This is a genomic window from Mumia sp. ZJ1417 (genome assembly GCF_014127285.1).
Classification (GTDB): Bacteria; Actinomycetota; Actinomycetes; order Propionibacteriales; family Nocardioidaceae; genus Mumia.
Genome location: NZ_CP059901.1, coordinates 2,466,476 through 2,482,375, shown reverse-complemented (window position 1 = coordinate 2,482,375; position 15,900 = coordinate 2,466,476). Strand labels below are relative to the sequence as shown.

The following is a 15,900-nucleotide window of genomic DNA, read 5'->3' as shown; positions in this document are numbered from 1 at the left end:
CAACGAGGAGAGACGATGGATCTCAAACAGCTGGCCAAAGAGACCTTCGATCGGGTCGTCCACGGCCTCACCGGAGATGCAGAGCGTGCGATCCCGGGCGCTCCGGGTGTGGAGCCGCCGAGTCTCGCCGAGCCGACGGAACCGCGTGAGCCGCTGCCGCCGAAGCCCGACCAGTCCGCGCCCGCGACCCGTACCGCCACCGGCGTGGAGACTGGTGCGCCGCTGACCGCCCGGGCGCAGCAGGAGACCTTCCTGACGACGTCGGCAGGGGTTCGCCTACGCGACACCGACCACTCCCTCAAGGCAGGTGAGCGGGGCCCGACACTGCTTCAGGACCACCACCTGCGCGAGAAGATCACCCACTTCGACCACGAGCGCATCCCCGAGCGGGTGGTGCACGCCCGAGGCGCCGGGGCGCACGGCGTGTTCGTGGGCTACGGCACCGCCGACGCCGTCTGCAGGGCGACGTTCCTGCGCGAAGGCGTGGAGACGCCGACGTTCGTGCGCTTCTCGACCGTGCTGGGCTCCCGCGGCTCGGCGGACACGGTCCGCGACACGCGCGGCTTCGCGACGAAGTTCTACACCGACGAGGGCAACTTCGACCTCGTCGGCAACAACATCCCGGTGTTCTTCATCCAGGACGGCATCAAGTTCCCCGACGTCATCCACGCCGGCAAGCCCCACCCGGACCGGGAGATCCCGCAGGCGCAGAGCGCCCACGACACCTTCTGGGACTTCGTCTCGCTGCACACCGAGGCGCAGCACCACACGATGTGGAACATGTCCGACCGCGGCATCCCGCGCTCCTACCGGATGATGGAGGGGTTCGGCGTTCACACCTTCCGCGTGGAGAACGCCGCTGGGGAGACCTCGCTGGTGAAGTTCCACTGGAAGCCGCGGCTCGGCGTGCACTCGCTGACCTGGGAAGAGGCCCAGATCGCCGCCGGCGTCGACCCGGACTTCCACCGGCGTGACCTGTACGACGCGATCGAGGCGGGTGCCTTCCCCGCATGGGAGTTGGGCCTGCAGGTCTTCCCGGACAACCCAGAGCAGATGTTCGACGGCATCGACCTTCTCGACCCGACGAAGATCGTGCCCGAGGAGCTGGCTCCCGTGCAGCCGGTGGGCCTGATGGTGCTCACCGCGAACCCGACGAACTTCTTCGCCGAGACCGAGCAGGTGGCCTTCCACGTCGGGCACCTGGTCCCCGGGATCGACGCGACGGATGATCCGCTGGTGCAGGCGCGCCTGTTCTCGTACGTCGACACGCAGCTGACGCGGCTCGGGGGGCCGAACTTCAACCAGCTCCCCGTGAACCGGCCGCACACCGAGGTCAACGACATGCTCCGCGACGGCTTCCACCAGCACGCCGTGCACGCGGGGGTGGCGCCGTACCGGCCCAACTCGCTCGATGGTGGCTGTCCGTTCCATGCCGGCGCCGACGTCGAAGGGGCCTTCGAGCATCTCGCGGTGCGCGTGGCCGAAGGCACGAAGGTACGGGCACAGCCTGCCTCGTACGACGACCACTTCAGCCAGGTGCGGCTCTTCTGGAAGAGCATGACGCCGGTGGAGCAGGAGCACATCATCCGCGCCTACACGTTCGAGCTGGGCAAGTGCTACGAGCAGACGATCAAGGAACGTCAGCTGGAGTGCCTGGCGAACATCGACCCGGTGCTCTGCGCCGAGGTCGCCACGGGTCTGGGCCTGCCTGCACCGTCGCCGACGATCGAGCTGGCCGAGCCCGTGCCGAGCCCCGCGCTCTCGCAGGTGGGCGAGACGTGGCCGTCGGACGGACGTATCGTCGGCATCGTTGTCGACCCGGACGGTGACCTGTCCGGCGTCGACGCGATCAGCACGACGATCTTCGAGGCCGGCATGATGCCGCTCGTGATCGCTCCGCACGGCGGGACGGTCGGCGACGGGATCACCGTGCAGCGGACCTTCGCGACGGCGCGGTCGGTGGAGTTCGACGCCGTTCTCCTCGCCGGCGCGCCGGTTCCGGCGCCGGACGCGCTGCCGCTGCGCGACGAGAAGGCGGGTACGGCCGGGACGACCACGATCGACCCGCGCGTGGTGCTGCTGGTAGAGGAGTGCTTCCGACAGGCCAAGGCCATCGGGGCGTGGGGCGCCGGCGCGGCCGTGCTGGACGCCCTGGGAGCCGACGGCCTCGGCATCGTCCGAGGCGAGAACGGGGCTGAGGTGCTCGCCGGTGTCCAGGAGGCCATGGCGCTGCACCGGGCGTGGGACCGCTTCGCGCCCGCAGTCTGAGCGCTCAGCCGCCCCCCTGGGGATCGACGCGACTACCGACACGCGACACGCGCGTGTCGGTAGTCGCATCGAACAGGTGTTCGGACTAGAGTCGTCCCACAGGTCGACGCAGAGACCCGGCATCCACAGGCGCCCGTACGAGCCGTACGAGTGTCAGTGCCGGTCTCTAACGTCGTAGATGACCGGCGGACACGAATGTTGAAGGGACCACGCTGATGGCTGCTGACCCCGGCAAGGGCGCACCGAAGGACCGCGACAAGGCACTCGACGCGGCGATGGCGCAGATCGAGCGCTCGCACGGCAAGGGATCGGTGATGCGCCTCGGTGAGCGTGGCAAGATCCCGATCGAGGTCATCCCCACCGGGGCGATCTCGCTCGACATCGCCCTCGGCATCGGCGGGCTCCCGCGCGGCCGCATCGTCGAGATCTACGGGCCGGAGTCCTCCGGCAAGACGACGGTCGCGCTCCACGCCGTGGCCAACGCGCAGCGCGCCGGCGGCATCGCGGCGTTCATCGACGCCGAGCACGCGCTCGACCCCGACTATGCCAAGGCTCTGGGCGTCGACACCGACGCGCTGCTGATCTCCCAGCCTGACTCCGGTGAGCAGGCGCTCGAGATCGCCGACATGCTGATCCGCTCCGGGGCGCTCGACATCATCGTCATCGACTCGGTGGCCGCACTCGTGCCGCGCGCCGAGATCGAGGGCGAGATGGGTGACAGCCATGTCGGTCTGCAGGCCCGCCTCATGAGCCAGGCGCTGCGCAAGCTCACCGGTGCGATCCACGGCGCCGGCACGACCGCGATCTTTATCAACCAGCTCCGCGAGAAGATCGGCGTGATGTTCGGCTCGCCCGAGACGACGACGGGCGGCAAGGCGCTCAAGTTCTACGCCTCCGTCCGCCTCGACGTCCGACGCATCGAGACGCTCAAGGACGGCACCGACATGGTCGGCAACCGCACGCGCTGCAAGGTCGTCAAGAACAAGATGGCCCCGCCGTTCAAGCAGGCCGAGTTCGACATCATGTACGGCCAGGGCATCAGCCGCGAGGGCAGTCTCCTCGATGTCGGTGTCGAGGCGGGCTTCGTCCGCAAGGCCGGCGCTTGGTACACCTACGAGGGCGATCAACTCGGCCAGGGCAAGGAGAACGCGCGCAACTTCCTGCGCGACAACCCCGACCTCGCCAACGAGCTCGAGAAGAAGATCATGGAGCACCTCGGCATCGGTGCCGTCGTGGACGAGCCGGCCGATGTCGTCGCTGATGCCAAGGGCGGCAAGAAGGCCGGCAAGGTCGTCGAGGTCGACTTCTGAGCATGGCCCGCAGGCAGGGTGCGGGGTCTCGTCGCCGACGAGGCCCCGGCCGCGACGTCGAGCCGGAGGTCGATCGTGATCTCGGGCCGGAGCCGGACCACGAGGCGATCGCCCGCAAGATCCTGCTCGACCGCCTCGCCGAGCGACCGCGCTCACGCTCCGAGCTTGCGACCCAGCTCGGGCGGCGCAACGTCCCGGACGAGATCGCGGAGCGGATGCTCGACCGGTTCGAGGCGGTCGGGCTTGTCGACGACGAGGAGTTCGCGCAGCTGTGGGTGCGGTCGCGCCAGCAGATACGTGGGCTCTCCGGGCGCGCGCTCGCGCTCGAGCTGCGCCGCAAGGGCGTCGACGACGAGATCGTGCGCGATACCATCGACGCGATCGATCCCGCCTCCGAGGAGGAGGTCGCGCGGGCGCTGGTCCGCAAAAAGCTCCGCTCGCTCCGCAACGTCGACGAGCAGGTGAAGGTCCGCCGGCTGGTCGGTGTCCTCGGACGCAAGGGATATGGTCCCGGACTGGCTTACCGCATCGTCCGCGAGGAGATCGGCGCTGAGGTCGACCCGTTCGACGCCGGCGACTGGGACGACTGAGGCGCTGCGTGGTGCCACCATGGGGCCATGCGCAGCGTCGTCGCAGGTGCGGCGCTCCTGCTGCTGAGCGCGTGCAGCGGGGGCGTGGACGACGGCGCTCGGACGACCTCCGAACCGCCGCCCCCGTCCGTCGAGACCTCGCCACCTCCGTCGGTCGAGCCCGTCGAGACCTCGCCGACGGTCGACGTCGCCTCGATGCGGACCGCGATCCGCCACCTCGCCGTACGGATCGGGCCGCGCCTCGCGACCTCTCCCGCCTTCCACGAGGCCGCCGACTGGTTCCGTGCTGAGCTGAGCGGCCTCGGCTACACGATCACCGACGAGTCCTTCCGCGTGCCGGCAGGCGACTCGTGGGGCGTACCGGTCGAGGCGGGACGTTCGCTCAACGTCATCGCGGACCCGCCCGGCTTCGAGCCGTCCCGGCCGCACTTGGTCGTCGGCGCGCACCTCGACACCGTCGCGGTCTCGCCAGGCGCTGAGGACAACGCGTCGGGCGTCGCCGTCGTCCGCGAGCTTGCACGCCTCGCCATGGAGAACGGGACCCGCCTCCCGGTGCGGTTTGTCGCGTTCGGAGCGGAGGAGCCGCGCGGACCTGGCGATGCCCTCCACCACTTCGGGTCGCAGCACCGCGTTGTGCAGATGTCGGCGGCCGAGCGCCGCGCCACAAGGGCGATGGTGTCGCTCGACCGCGTGGGAGTGCGCGGACGATCCGTCCCGGTGTGCGACGGCGGCACGAGCACCGGCCGCGTCGTGCGCGCGCTGGTCGACGCCGCAGGCGGCATCCCGACGACCACGTGCGAAGACCGTGCGAGCGACCACTGGTCGTACGAGAAGGCTGACGTCCCCGCTGCACGGCTCGGGAGCATCCCGTACGCCGGCTACCACTCCGAGGGCGACCGGCCGAACGCCGTTGACGACCTGCAGCTGCGCCGCGTCGCCTCGATCACCTGGCGCTGGCTCCGCTGAGCTCCCGCGGACTCGACCGGCGGAGGGCAGTCAGGGGAGTGCGTAAGGACCGCGGCTGGTCTCCCACGCGGTGGCGAGGATGCGCTCTGCCCGACCTCCTCGTACGGGACGCGGGGTGAAGTCGTCGCCGATCACGTACGGGACGAGCTGGGCGCCCTTGACGACGCCGTCCCACAGCACGAGCTCGAGGACGGCCCCCTCACGCGTGCGCTGCTGGAGGTCCATGTCGAACACGAAGTTGCCGAGCGAGTGTGCGACAAGCGTGTCACCGACCTGCTCGAGCCCTTGCAGCCAGTGTGGATGGCCGCCGACGACCACGTCCGCGCCGGCCTGCGCGAGCACGCGAGCGACGCGGCGCTGGGATGGCTCGGGCACGTTCGTGTACTGCGTGCCCCAGTGCGTCAACACGATGACGATGTCGACCTTGCGGGCAAGCGCCCTTACCTGCCGTGCGAGGCGCGCGAGGCGTTCCTCGTCCATCGGCCCGGTACGAGGCGGCATGTCGAGCCGGCTTGTCCCCGCAGACGACCCCGTCGCGGCGGGGCTCTCGCCGATCGAGTCGACCGCGAGGAAACCCACCGACGTGTCGCCACGCTCGACGACCAGCGGACGCTCGGCCTCCGCGCGGTTCCTGCCCGCACCGACGTACGGGAGGCCACCCTCGCGGAGCAGCCGGAACGTGTCGCGCATCGCCGCCGCGCCGAAGTCGCCGACGTGGTTGTTGGCGAGCCCGATCACGTCGAACCCGGCCGCCCGCAACGCGCCCCGCACGTTCGGGTCCGCGCCGAACGAGTCACCGCCCTGCGTCGGTGAGCCGCGCTGCGACAGCGTGGACTCGAGGTTGCCCACGGTGATGTCGGCGGCCGCGAGCCGCTTCAGGAACGGGCGGAACACCGTCGTCGGGCCGCCGGCCTCGCGCAGATGAGCCCCGACCCTGCGACCGAGCATGAGGTCGCCGGTGATCGCGAGCGTCACGATGTCCGGATCGGGCGGAGCGACCTCGCTGCGCAAAGGGTAGGCGGCAGGGTCGCGCAGCGGGTCGACACTGCCCACCCGGACGGGGCGGACGGTCTCGTCGACCGCCGACACAGGCACGTAGCCGATGAGGTTCGGGTCGCGCCTCACTCGCGCAACGACGGCGGCGGCATCGCCGAGACGCTGAGCGGCTGGGACGTCGGAGCGGTCGGTGAGCAGGCGCAGGCCGGACAGGGAGCCCGAGCCGAGAAGCCGTACAGCGCCGTCGGCGGACAGCACACGCAAGGGGGAGTGGTGGTGGGTGACGAGGATGCGGGGGGTCTCGGGGGTCTCGACACGCTCGACCGGCGGGGTGGGCTCGACCGGCGGGGTCTCGACAGGCTCGACCGGCGAGGGCGTGCAGCCGGCGAGCACGAGGCCGGCGACGAGGAGCGCGGTGCGTCCCATGGTCCCGAGGGTAGACGCGCCACTAATCTCGGACCATGCCCTCGATCGTCTTCCGTCCGATGGACGAGAGCGACCTCGGCCTGCTGGTCGGCTGGCGGCACGAGCCGCACGTGCTCGCGTGGTTCCGCGACCCGCCGGCTGATGTCCCCGACGCGCGGAAGTGGTACGGCGCGCGCTTGAGTGGCGACGATCCGACCCGGATGTGGGTGGTCGAGGTCGACGGTGCGCCGGTCGGTTCCTTGCAGGACTACCCGGTCGCCGCCGACGACGACCTGGCCGTACGGGTGCAGCTGCCGGGGTCCGTTGGGTTCGACTACCTGATCGGAGATCCGCGCGAGGTTGGGCGCGGGCTCGGGACGCAGGTGCTCGCGGCGTACCTGCGTGACGTCGTGCTCCCCGGCCACCGTGATGCACGGTGGTTCGTCGCCTGCCCGGATGCGCGCAATGCAGCGTCCTTGCGGGTGCTCGACAAGCTCGGATTCGCGCAGCGGCAGTGGATCCAGATGCCGGGGGAGGAGTACGCCCAGATCGTGTGCCGTGCTTCGAGGGATCACGTCGCTGGACCAGTTACCGATGAGTAACAAACCTGCTAGTGTCCCGACCATGAACCAGACGCTCGCCCTCTACACGCGCATCTCGTCCCTCCCGCTGGGCGACCGGCTGTTCGGTCTCGCCTTCTCGCTGAAGGCGCCCTACTTCCGTACGGTCCGCCCGCGGGTGCGCGAGATGCGTGCCCACCGCGCCGAGCTCGTCGTGCCGAAGCGCTGGGGCGTCCAGAACCACATCGGCACCGTCCACGCCATCGCCGTGTGCAACGGGCTCGAGGCCGCGATGGGGCTGCTCGCAGAGGCGACCGTGCCCGAGGGCTACCGGTGGCTTCCGAAGGGGATGGACGTCTCGTACCTCGCGAAGTCGACCAGCGACCTCGTCTGCGTCGCCGAGACCACCGACGCCGACTGGGCGAACGCGCCCGAGGTCGACGTGACCGTCTACGCCACCCGCGACGACGGCACGCGCGTCGTCGAGGGCGTTATCCACCTCTGGGTCACACCGAAGCCGTCGAAGTGAACCCGCGCTCGGCCGCGGGTGCGACACTGTGCCCGTGACCAGCGAGACCAACGCCTTCAGCACCCTGTCCGTACGCCGCGTCGACGGCAGCCGTGAGCTGCACCCATACGCCAGGGTCCTCGGCCTGCGCGGCGGCTACCTGTTCCTGGAGGAGGGGGTGCTCACCGATCGCTCGGGCAACGGCATCCGCACCGCCGCGGTGCACGCGATCCCGCTCGCCGAGATCGCCGCCGTCGACGTGGAGACCCACGCCGACGGCGACGAGAACAGCGAGACCACCATCGGGCTCGAGTCGGCAGGCATGCTCAACTTCGACGGCAGCGTATACGTGCGCTGAGCGGGTCTCGACTGGCACTCAGCCGGTCGTGCCGCCGACGCCGGAGCCGCCCATCGTCGCGGTCTGACGCGCAGCCTCGACCTGGGCCTGCGCCAACCGTTCCTGCTCGCCGAGTACGCCCACCGCGCTGACGTCGAGCCTGCGGCCGCCGGTGTAGCGGCGCTCGACCCAGCGCCCGAGCCAGTCGAGCAGCAGGTTGATGACCAGGTAGATCACCAGCAGCACCAGCGCGGTCGCGAGGTAGTTGCCGAACTGGCGCCAGATCTGCCGCCCGACCGTGGTCAGGCCCGGGGCGAGGATGACGAAGCCGAGCGAGGTGTCCTTGAGGGCGACGATGCACTGGCTGATGATCGACGGCAGCATGATCTTGACGGCCTGCGGCATGAGGATGGACCCCATCACCTGGTACTTGCGCATGCCCAGCGCGTACGCGGCCTCCGCCTGCCCCTTGGGGACGGCGTTGATGCCGGCGCGGAACACCTCGGCGAGCACGGAGCCGTTGTAGAGCACCAGCCCGATTACGAGCGCTTGGAACGAGCGGTCGAGCTGGAGTGAGTAGAGCGACCAGAGGAAGACGATGAGGATCAGCAGCGGCACGGCGCGGAAGAACTCGACGATGAGCCAGCACGGCCAGCGGACGAAGCGGTGCTCCGACAGCTTCCCGATCCCGAAGATGACGCCGAAGATCAGGGCACCGATGATGGCGAAGACGGCCGCTCTCAACGTGTCGAGCAGCCCACCCCAGAGGATCTCGAGGAAGGCCGGGGTGACGAAGGGCTCCCAGACCCCCTCGTACTCGAGCTGACCGTTGTCGGCGAGCGTGTTGACGACCACGTAGCCGAGCACGATGAGGCCGATGACGGTGAGGGCGCCGATGATGCGGTACAGGCGCCGCGCGCGGGGGCCCGGGGTGTCGTAAAGGACGGTGCTCTGGCTCATCGCTCTGCCCTCCAGCGTCGCTCGAGCAGGGCGGCCCCGAGAGAGATCGCCTCGACGATGATGATGTAGCCGAGGGCGATCCCGATGAAGATCGTCCAGCGGTCGGCGGCGTAGTCGTTGATGAGGCCCTTCATCCGGAACGCCGCCTCGGCGATGCCGAACGACATCGCGAGCGAGGTGTTCTTGGTGAGGGCGATGAAGACGCTGGCCAGCGGCGGGACCACGTTGCGGAAGGCCTGCGGGAGGACCACCTGCGTCATCGACTGGCCGAACGTGAAGCCCAGGGAGCGCGACGCCTCGGCCTGCCCGAGGGGGATGCCGTTGATGCCGGACCGTAGCGACTCAGCGACGAACGCGGCCGTGTAGAGACCCATCGCGAGGACGATCTTCCAGTAGAAGCTCGGGTTGATCCCGAGCTGCGGAAGGCCGTAATAGGTGATCAGCAGCAGCACCAGGAGCGGGCTGTTGCGGAAGATCGCCACGTAGACCGCGCCCGTACGGCGCAGCACCGGTACGGGGCTGACGCGGAACATCGCGATGACGGTGCCGACGACGAGCGCGAGCGCGCCCGCGCCGACGAGCAGCTGCAGCGTTTTGAGGAAGCCTTCGAGAATGATGTCCCAGTTCTCGGTCAAAGCGTCCACGTGTCACCTCCTCACGAGGTCGAGGGTTGGACAGGACTGGTGACGGGGCCGGCCGGAGCCGACCCCGTCACCGTCGAGATCACGGGCAGGGATCGAGAGTCGGGGTCTCCGGCAGGTCGATGCCACCCTTGCCCAGGGTGTCGTCGAACGCTGCCTCCCACTCGCCGTCCTCGAACGCGCCCTCGAGCGTCGTGTTGATGAAGTCGCACATGCCGGCCTGGTCCTTGTTGTAGCCGATGCCGTAGCGCTCCTCCGAGAAGGGCTCACCGACGACCTTGAGGGCGTCGGGATCCTCAGCGGCGTAGCCGGCGAGGATCGCACCATCGGTGGTCACGGCGTCGACCGAGCCGGTCTTGAGCTGCTCGACACACTCCGAGTACGTGTCGAAGCCGGCCGGCGTCGCGCCGTACTCCTCCTCGACCGTCTTGATCGAGGTCGAGCCGGTGACCGAGCAGACCTTCTTGCCGGACAGGTCGTCCGGGCCGTTGATCGAGTCGTCATCGGCCGCGACGAGCAGCTGCTGGCCGGTCACGTAGTACGGGCCTGCCTGGCCGACGACCTGGCGACGCTCGTCGGTGATCGAGTACGAGGCGATGACGAAGTCGACCGTGCTGTTCTGGAGGAACGGCTCACGGTTGTCCGAGATCGTCTCGACCCACTCGATCTTGTCGGCGGGGATGCCGAGCTGGGCGGCGAGGATCTTGCCCATGTTGGGGTCGAACCCGACCGGCGTGTCCGACGTGGCCGACTTGAAGCCGATGCCCGGCTGGTCGTACTTCACGCCGATCTTCACGGTGCCGGCGTCCGCGAGCTCCGCCATGCGGGTGCCGTCGTCGAACGTCACGTCCTCGGCGACCTCGGGGGTGAACCCGCCGTTGCCGCCGTCACTGCTGTCGCCGTCGTCGCCGGCATCGCCGCACCCGGCGAGCGTGAGCGCTGCTGCGGCGGCGATCACCGCGATCTTGGTCCTACGGATCTTCATGACTTCTCCCTTGCTAGCGGCGCCCGTGCGGCACCCGTCGTACGTTTCCTGAACTGGTCGTAGCGGTGTCGGACTGGTCATGCATCGGAGTCGAGCACAGGCCCCGAGGCCCGCCGGCTCAGTGCTTGAGGATCTTCGCGAGGAAGTCCTTGGCACGGTCGGTCTTCGGGTTGTCGAAGAACTCCTGCGGAGTCTCCTCCTCGAGGATCTGCCCGTCGGCCATGAAGACGACGCGGTCGGCGGCCGTACGAGCGAAGCCCATCTCGTGGGTGACGACGATCATCGTCATGCCACCCTTGGCCAGCGCGACCATCGTGTCGAGGACTTCCTTGATCATCTCCGGATCAAGGGCGGAGGTGGGCTCGTCGAAGAGCATGACCTTCGGGTCCATGGCCAGGGCGCGGGCGATCGCGACGCGCTGCTGCTGCCCACCTGAGAGCTGGGCAGGGTACTTGTTGGCCTGCGACTCGACGCCGACCCGCGTCAGGAGCTCCATCGCGCGCTTCTCGGCGTCGGCCTTCGACTTCTTGCGAACCTTGACCGGCCCGAGCATCACGTTCTCGAGGACCGTCTTGTGTGCGAAGAGGTTGAACGACTGGAACACCATGCCGACGTCGGCGCGCAGCTGGGCGAGCATGCGGCCCTCCGCAGGCAGCTCGGAGCCGTCGATCGCGATCGTTCCCTCGTCGATCGGCTCGAGGCGGTTGATCGCGCGGCACAGCGTCGACTTGCCCGAACCGGACGGGCCGATCACCACCACGACCTCGCCAGGAGTCACGTGAAGGTTGATGTCCTTGAGGACGTGGAGGTCTCCGAACCACTTCTGGACGTCGTCCATGGCGACCATGTAGGTGTCCGTGGCGGTAGTGGATCCGCTGGATGATGGCACGCCAGCGGCCGAGTCGTACGAGTCATCCGACATGTGAGAAAGGTACGGTGAGCGCTGCGATGCGGCCAACTCGTCGTCCCTCAGGCCTCTCGGTTGTTGTCAGAACGTGACCCCTTGCCAGGAGAGTGTCGGGAGCCACGGCGGGCCCCGTACCCTGGGAGGGCTATGCCTAAGACGTATGAGGTGCGCACCTACGGGTGCCAGATGAACGTGCACGACTCCGAGCGCCTGTCGGGCCTGCTCGAGGACGCCGGCTATGTCGCCGCACCGCCCGTCGGCGGGGCCGAGAAGCCCGCCGACGTCGTCGTGTTCAACACGTGCGCGGTCCGTGAGAACGCCGACAACCGCCTGTACGGCACGCTCGGCCACATCGCCAGCATCAAGCGCGAGAACCCGGGCATGCAGATCGCCGTCGGCGGCTGCCTCGCCCAGAAGGACCGCGACACCATCACGAAGCGCGCCCCGTACGTGGACGTGGTCTTCGGCACCCACAACATCGGCTCCCTGCCGGCGCTGCTCGACCGCGCGCGGGTCCAGGAGGAGAGCCAGGTCGAGATCCTCGAGTCGCTCGAGGTGTTTCCGTCGACGCTGCCGACCAAGCGCGAGTCGGTGTTCGCCGCGTGGGTCTCGATCAGCGTCGGGTGCAACAACACGTGCACCTTCTGCATCGTCCCGAGCCTGCGCGGCAAAGAGAAGGACCGTCGGCCGGGCGAGATCCTCGCCGAGATCGAGGCGCTCGTCGCCGAGGGCGTCGTCGAGGTCACGCTGCTCGGCCAGAACGTCAACTCGTACGGGGTGGAGTTCGGCGACCGGTTCGCGTTCGGCAAGCTGCTGCGCGCATGCGGCGAGATCGAGGGCCTGCAGCGGGTCCGCTTCACCTCCCCGCACCCCGCCGCGTTCACCGACGACGTCATCGAGGCGATGGCCGAGACGCCGAACGTCATGCCCCAGCTGCACATGCCGCTGCAGTCCGGGTCCGACCGTGTGCTGAAGGCGATGCGCCGGTCGTACCGCAAGGACCGCTTCCTCGGCATCATCGAGCGCGTGCGCGCCGCGATGCCCGACGCCGCGATCACCACCGACATCATCGTCGGCTTCCCGGGGGAGACCGAGGAGGACTTCCTCGAGACGCTAGACGTCGTCCGTCAGGCGCGGTTCAGCTCCGCGTACACGTTCCAGTACTCACCGCGCCCCGGCACGCCAGCCGCGACCATGGACGCGCAGCTGCCCAAGGCTGTCGTGCAGGAGCGGTACGACCGGCTGGTCGCGCTCGTCAACGAGATCGCGTGGGACGAGAACAAGGCGCTCGTCGGGACGACCGTCGAGCTGCTCGTCGCCGACACGAGCGCGGGCAAGGGCGGCAAGAAGGACGAGGCCACCCACCGTCTCACCGGACGCTCGCGCGACAACCGGCTCGTGCACTTCTCGAGGCCGGACAGTGTCGAGGTGCGGCCGGGTGACGTCGTGGAGGTCGTCCTCACGAAGGCGGCGCCCCACCACCTGATGGCTGATGGGACGCCGGTCGCGGTGCGCCGGACGCGTGCGGGCGACGCGTGGGAGGCCCGCAACACCGCACCCGTCGCGGCGGGTGTCGGGCTCGGCATGCCGAGCATCGGCGCGCCGGCTCCGCTGCCTGTCAGCGACGGGCCGGCCTGCGCCTGCTGACCGTCAGGTCGTCGGGTCGCCGTCGATCTTGTCGACCCCGTCCTTGAGCGCGTCGGTGCCCTTGTCGATCTTGTCGTCGTGCTTGCCACCGGTCTTGTCGCTGGCGAGGTCGGCGGCCTTGTCGATGCCCTGGTCGATCTTGTCGCCGTGCTCCTTGAGCAGGTCCTGAGCCTTGTCCTTCAGGCCGTCGGCGTTGTCCTTGAACTTGTCGAGCAGTCCCATGGGTCCCCCGGTACGTAGTGTGGTGATCTGCTCAAATCTTAGGCGTCACCGTGCGGCGTGCGACGTCAGCGTGAGAATCGGCGGCACCGGGCCGCGGAGGTAGGTCTCGATCACCACGATCTCGTGCTCGACCCCGGGCTGGGGGAGGTCGCGCAGCCTGAACCACCGCTGGTCAGCAGCCTTCTCGGGCTCCACGATGCGGGGCTCTCCGTCCCAGGCGCGCGCGATCCAGAAGAAGTCGACCCGCTGCTCGAGCGCGGGGCCGCCCTCGACCCACCGGTGCAGCGTCGTCAGCGGTTCCAACGCGTCGGGGGCGATCGAGACACCGGCCTCCTCGTACGCCTCGCGCTGTGCCGCCGTCCGTACGGACTCGTCCGCGTGGACGTGGCCGGCGATCATCGCCCAGCACCCATCGCGGAAGCCGGTGTTCTGCCGCAGGTGCAGCAGGATCTCCTCCTCACCCAGCGGGCCACGGAGCAGCATCACGTACGAGGCGGGGACGAGCGCGTGTCTCATGCACAGCACTCTAGGCGGCGTGTGCGGCGGTCGCGTTAGCCTCGTGACGTGCTCGTCGCCGTCGCCGTGGTCCCGCAGACACCGTTGCTCGTCCCCGAGATCGCTGCCGGCGCGGCGGGAGAGCTGGAGCCGCTGCGCGCCGCCGCGATCGAGGCCGTGCGCGAGGCGGCGGGGGTGGCCGACAGGGTCATGGTCGTGGCGCCCGGGCCTGGGAAGGAGGCATACGACTCGGTGGTCGCGGACTTCTCGGCGTTCGGGTACGAGTGCCTCGATACGGGCGCCAGCGACGTCCGGCCTGGGTCCGCGCTGCCGCTGGGGGAGTGGTTGCTCTCCGCGGCGGGCGTCACGCTTCCGCGTACCTTCCGCGAGACCACGGGCACCGCGATCGACCTCGGCGGCCACGTCCGTACGGCGTTGCTCGTCCTCGCCGATGGCACCGCGAAGCGAGAAGAATCGGCTCCGGGCCACGTGGATGTGCGGTCACTCGCCTTCGACGCGGTGATCGGTACGGCGCTGGCCGGCGTCGATCTCGACGCCCTCGCCTCGCTGGACCCCGCTCTCGCCGACGCGCTGTGGGCGAGTGGCGCCCCGGCGTTCCGAGCGCTCGCCGCGACCGTGCGTGCCGACGCGGCGGAAGGATGGGCGGCGCGACTCCGCTATGACGGGGCGCCGTACGGCGTCGCCTACTGGGTCGCCGTCTGGAGCCGAAAGGACGTATGGAGCCGCCCCGCTTGATCACGTACTTGCTGGCGGCGGGCTTACCGCCCGAGCGGCCCCGGAACACCACGTGGGGGACTTTGCACTAACCGGTAGACGCGGAACATATCGTTCTCGATCGCCAGCACTGCGACGTCGGCGAAGCCTGCCTCGCGGGCGTAGCCGCGGAGCACGTCCAGCCGCATCACCGTCCCTGTGGCGCGGGTTGGGCGGTGTGACATCCCGTCGGGGAGGCAGACGAGGACCGAGTAGCCGTACATCAGCTGCTCGACGGGGTCCCCGGGACCGCTGAACGCGTCGGGCACTCGCTCGTCGACGACCAGCACCCACCCGTCCGGAGCGGCCATCGCGTGCATGCTCGCCAGCACGGACACCGGGTCTGGCATGTCGTGGATGCACTCGAAGGCTGTCACCAGCGTGTAGTCGTACGCCCCATCGACGGATCCCGCGTCAGCGTGGTGGAAGCCCACCCGTTCGGAGACGTCATGGGCGTCGGCGTTCCTTCGCGCGGCCGCGACTGAGTCGGCGTCCAGGTCGAAGCCGTCGACGGTGCTCGCGGGATAGCCGGAGGCGATGCCGATCGTGGACCAGCCGTCGCCGCAGCCGATGTCCGCGACACGCGCGCCGTCGGTAAGGCGCGCGTGGAGCTCTGGCAGCGACGGCAGCCACACCTGTGGGAGTGAGGTGAGGAACAGCGCACGGTTGGCATCGGCCTGGCCGCGCCGCATGCGCGGGCCGTAGTCGCGCCACGCGACCCCGCCACCGCTGCGATAGGCGTCGACGAGCTCGGGCAACCGGGCGCCGGCGGCAGCGACGATCTGGGTGACGGGAGTGAGGTATGACTCGAGCGACCGGTCGCACAGCACCTCGCGCTGCGCGGCGCTGAGCCCGTACGTGCGGGTGTCGCCGTCGTCGGAGGGAGCGGCGACCGCAATGAGGCCCGCGACTGCTTGCTGCTCGAGCCATTCGCGGGCGTATCGTGCATCGATCCCTGCGAGGGAGGCCAGTTGCGAGGGGCGGAGCGGACCGTGCTCGGACAGGAGGTCGTACAGGTTGAGCCTGTCGCCGAGGGCGATTGTCAGGCAGTCCATCGCGCCGAGAACGGATGCGAAGATCCGCCCGGCGAACGCGTCGGTCGCTCCGCCGTCGGCTGCAGTCCCGCCTGTCGCTTGGCCCATGCCTCAGGGTCCGGTGGCGCCCGGGGCACGGTCAATCCACATTGTCTGATGTGACCTGGACAACATCGTCGCGGGCCTGCTCGTCGGGTCACCTACCACCCCCGCGCCGGCCGTACCCCCACCTGGGATCCGCACGGCGGTCGACTTCCCTGAGCGCACCGTCACCGGCGCGGCGGGCAACACGATG

17 protein-coding genes are annotated in these 15,900 nt (G+C 69.4%); 9 read left to right on the top strand and 8 right to left on the bottom strand.

Annotated elements, in window-relative coordinates; genetic code table 11:
* The first annotated feature begins 15 nt into the window (after positions 1-15).
* The 4 genes from H4N58_RS12110 to H4N58_RS12095 all read left to right on the top strand — a co-directional run bounded on the left by H4N58_RS12110 (position 16) and on the right by H4N58_RS12095 (position 5,134).
* Positions 16-2,268: a catalase gene (locus H4N58_RS12110; protein WP_167250521.1), complete on the top strand. Its 2,253-nt coding sequence runs from the start codon at positions 16-18 to the stop codon at positions 2,266-2,268.
* Positions 2,269-2,483: 215 nt separating this feature from the next.
* A complete protein-coding gene (gene recA / locus H4N58_RS12105) occupies positions 2,484-3,578 on the top strand; it encodes a recombinase RecA (protein ID WP_167003388.1) in 1,095 nt (364 codons plus the stop codon).
* 2 nt (positions 3,579-3,580) lie between these two features.
* Positions 3,581-4,168 (top strand): regulatory protein RecX, encoded by a 588-nt coding sequence (locus H4N58_RS12100; protein ID WP_167003387.1) that lies wholly within the window; start codon positions 3,581-3,583, stop codon positions 4,166-4,168.
* A gap of 27 nt (positions 4,169-4,195) precedes the next feature.
* Entirely contained in the window at positions 4,196-5,134 is a 939-nt protein-coding gene (locus H4N58_RS12095; protein WP_167250523.1) for a M28 family metallopeptidase, read from the top strand.
* A gap of 30 nt (positions 5,135-5,164) precedes the next feature.
* Here H4N58_RS12095 and H4N58_RS12090 read toward each other — a convergent pair whose 3' ends face one another.
* Positions 5,165-6,556, bottom strand: a complete 1,392-nt coding sequence (locus H4N58_RS12090; RefSeq protein ID WP_167250525.1) for a CapA family protein — start codon at positions 6,554-6,556, stop codon at positions 5,165-5,167.
* A 35-nt stretch (positions 6,557-6,591) separates the two neighbouring features.
* On the opposite strand from H4N58_RS12090, the gene H4N58_RS12085 reads away from it, so the two are divergent.
* Genes H4N58_RS12085 through H4N58_RS12075 form a run of 3 tightly spaced genes read left to right on the top strand, consistent with a single transcriptional unit; the run spans position 6,592 to position 7,961 of the window.
* Positions 6,592-7,137: a GNAT family N-acetyltransferase gene (locus H4N58_RS12085; protein WP_167003381.1), complete on the top strand. Its 546-nt coding sequence runs from the start codon at positions 6,592-6,594 to the stop codon at positions 7,135-7,137.
* Positions 7,138-7,159: 22 nt separating this feature from the next.
* A complete protein-coding gene (locus tag H4N58_RS12080; protein WP_167003379.1) occupies positions 7,160-7,624 on the top strand; it encodes a hotdog fold domain-containing protein in 465 nt (154 codons plus the stop codon).
* Between the two features lie 34 nt (positions 7,625-7,658).
* Positions 7,659-7,961, top strand: coding sequence for a hypothetical protein (locus tag H4N58_RS12075; RefSeq protein ID WP_167003378.1), 303 nt, complete (start codon positions 7,659-7,661; stop codon positions 7,959-7,961).
* Between the two features lie 18 nt (positions 7,962-7,979).
* On the opposite strand, the gene H4N58_RS12070 is transcribed toward H4N58_RS12075, so the two are convergent.
* From H4N58_RS12070 to H4N58_RS12055, 4 genes are all read right to left on the bottom strand, one after another.
* The gene (locus H4N58_RS12070) at positions 7,980-8,900 is read right to left on the bottom strand and encodes an amino acid ABC transporter permease (protein WP_167003376.1); all 921 of its coding nucleotides are present in this window, start codon (positions 8,898-8,900) and stop codon (positions 7,980-7,982) included.
* Positions 8,897-9,544 (bottom strand): amino acid ABC transporter permease, encoded by a 648-nt coding sequence (locus H4N58_RS12065; RefSeq protein WP_167003374.1) that lies wholly within the window; start codon positions 9,542-9,544, stop codon positions 8,897-8,899. Before H4N58_RS12065 ends, H4N58_RS12070 begins: the two co-directional genes overlap by 4 nt.
* 79 nt (positions 9,545-9,623) lie before the next feature.
* On the bottom strand, positions 9,624-10,526 hold the full coding sequence (locus tag H4N58_RS12060) for a glutamate ABC transporter substrate-binding protein (protein ID WP_167003372.1): 903 nt from the start codon (positions 10,524-10,526) through the stop codon (positions 9,624-9,626).
* Positions 10,527-10,644: 118 nt separating this feature from the next.
* Entirely contained in the window at positions 10,645-11,373 is a 729-nt protein-coding gene (locus H4N58_RS12055) for an amino acid ABC transporter ATP-binding protein (protein WP_167004872.1), read from the bottom strand.
* A 207-nt stretch (positions 11,374-11,580) separates the two neighbouring features.
* On the opposite strand from H4N58_RS12055, the gene miaB reads away from it, so the two are divergent.
* On the top strand, positions 11,581-13,080 hold the full coding sequence (gene miaB, locus H4N58_RS12050) for a tRNA (N6-isopentenyl adenosine(37)-C2)-methylthiotransferase MiaB (RefSeq protein ID WP_167250527.1): 1,500 nt from the start codon (positions 11,581-11,583) through the stop codon (positions 13,078-13,080).
* A gap of 3 nt (positions 13,081-13,083) precedes the next feature.
* Here the strand turns inward: miaB and H4N58_RS12045 are convergent, their stop codons facing one another.
* Positions 13,084-13,302, bottom strand: a complete 219-nt coding sequence (locus tag H4N58_RS12045; RefSeq protein WP_167250529.1) for an antitoxin — start codon at positions 13,300-13,302, stop codon at positions 13,084-13,086.
* A 45-nt stretch (positions 13,303-13,347) separates the two neighbouring features.
* Positions 13,348-13,818, bottom strand: coding sequence for an NUDIX domain-containing protein (locus H4N58_RS12040; RefSeq protein ID WP_167250531.1), 471 nt, complete (start codon positions 13,816-13,818; stop codon positions 13,348-13,350).
* Between the two features lie 48 nt (positions 13,819-13,866).
* On the opposite strand from H4N58_RS12040, the gene H4N58_RS12035 reads away from it, so the two are divergent.
* Positions 13,867-14,553, top strand: coding sequence for a hypothetical protein (locus H4N58_RS12035; protein WP_167250533.1), 687 nt, complete (start codon positions 13,867-13,869; stop codon positions 14,551-14,553).
* 23 nt (positions 14,554-14,576) lie between these two features.
* Here the strand turns inward: H4N58_RS12035 and H4N58_RS12030 are convergent, their stop codons facing one another.
* A complete protein-coding gene (locus H4N58_RS12030; RefSeq protein ID WP_167250535.1) occupies positions 14,577-15,713 on the bottom strand; it encodes a bifunctional 2-polyprenyl-6-hydroxyphenol methylase/3-demethylubiquinol 3-O-methyltransferase UbiG in 1,137 nt (378 codons plus the stop codon).
* Positions 15,714-15,900: the final 187 nt, after the last annotated feature.

Coding starts and splice junctions, on each gene's coding strand:
- H4N58_RS12110 (WP_167250521.1), top strand. CDS start 16: ATGGATCTCAAACAGCTGGCCAAAGAGACCTTCGATCGGGTCGTCCAC.
- H4N58_RS12090 (WP_167250525.1), bottom strand. CDS start 6,556: ATGGGACGCACCGCGCTCCTCGTCGCCGGCCTCGTGCTCGCCGGCTGC.
- H4N58_RS12080 (WP_167003379.1), top strand. CDS start 7,160: ATGAACCAGACGCTCGCCCTCTACACGCGCATCTCGTCCCTCCCGCTG.
- H4N58_RS12045 (WP_167250529.1), bottom strand. CDS start 13,302: ATGGGACTGCTCGACAAGTTCAAGGACAACGCCGACGGCCTGAAGGAC.
- H4N58_RS12055 (WP_167004872.1), bottom strand. CDS start 11,373: ATGGTCGCCATGGACGACGTCCAGAAGTGGTTCGGAGACCTCCACGTC.
- H4N58_RS12040 (WP_167250531.1), bottom strand. CDS start 13,818: ATGAGACACGCGCTCGTCCCCGCCTCGTACGTGATGCTGCTCCGTGGC.
- H4N58_RS12070 (WP_167003376.1), bottom strand. CDS start 8,900: ATGAGCCAGAGCACCGTCCTTTACGACACCCCGGGCCCCCGCGCGCGG.
- H4N58_RS12100 (WP_167003387.1), top strand. CDS start 3,581: ATGGCCCGCAGGCAGGGTGCGGGGTCTCGTCGCCGACGAGGCCCCGGC.
- H4N58_RS12030 (WP_167250535.1), bottom strand. CDS start 15,713: ATGGGCCAAGCGACAGGCGGGACTGCAGCCGACGGCGGAGCGACCGAC.
- H4N58_RS12060 (WP_167003372.1), bottom strand. CDS start 10,526: ATGAAGATCCGTAGGACCAAGATCGCGGTGATCGCCGCCGCAGCAGCG.
- miaB (WP_167250527.1), top strand. CDS start 11,581: ATGCCTAAGACGTATGAGGTGCGCACCTACGGGTGCCAGATGAACGTG.
- recA (WP_167003388.1), top strand. CDS start 2,484: ATGGCTGCTGACCCCGGCAAGGGCGCACCGAAGGACCGCGACAAGGCA.
- H4N58_RS12085 (WP_167003381.1), top strand. CDS start 6,592: ATGCCCTCGATCGTCTTCCGTCCGATGGACGAGAGCGACCTCGGCCTG.
- H4N58_RS12095 (WP_167250523.1), top strand. CDS start 4,196: ATGCGCAGCGTCGTCGCAGGTGCGGCGCTCCTGCTGCTGAGCGCGTGC.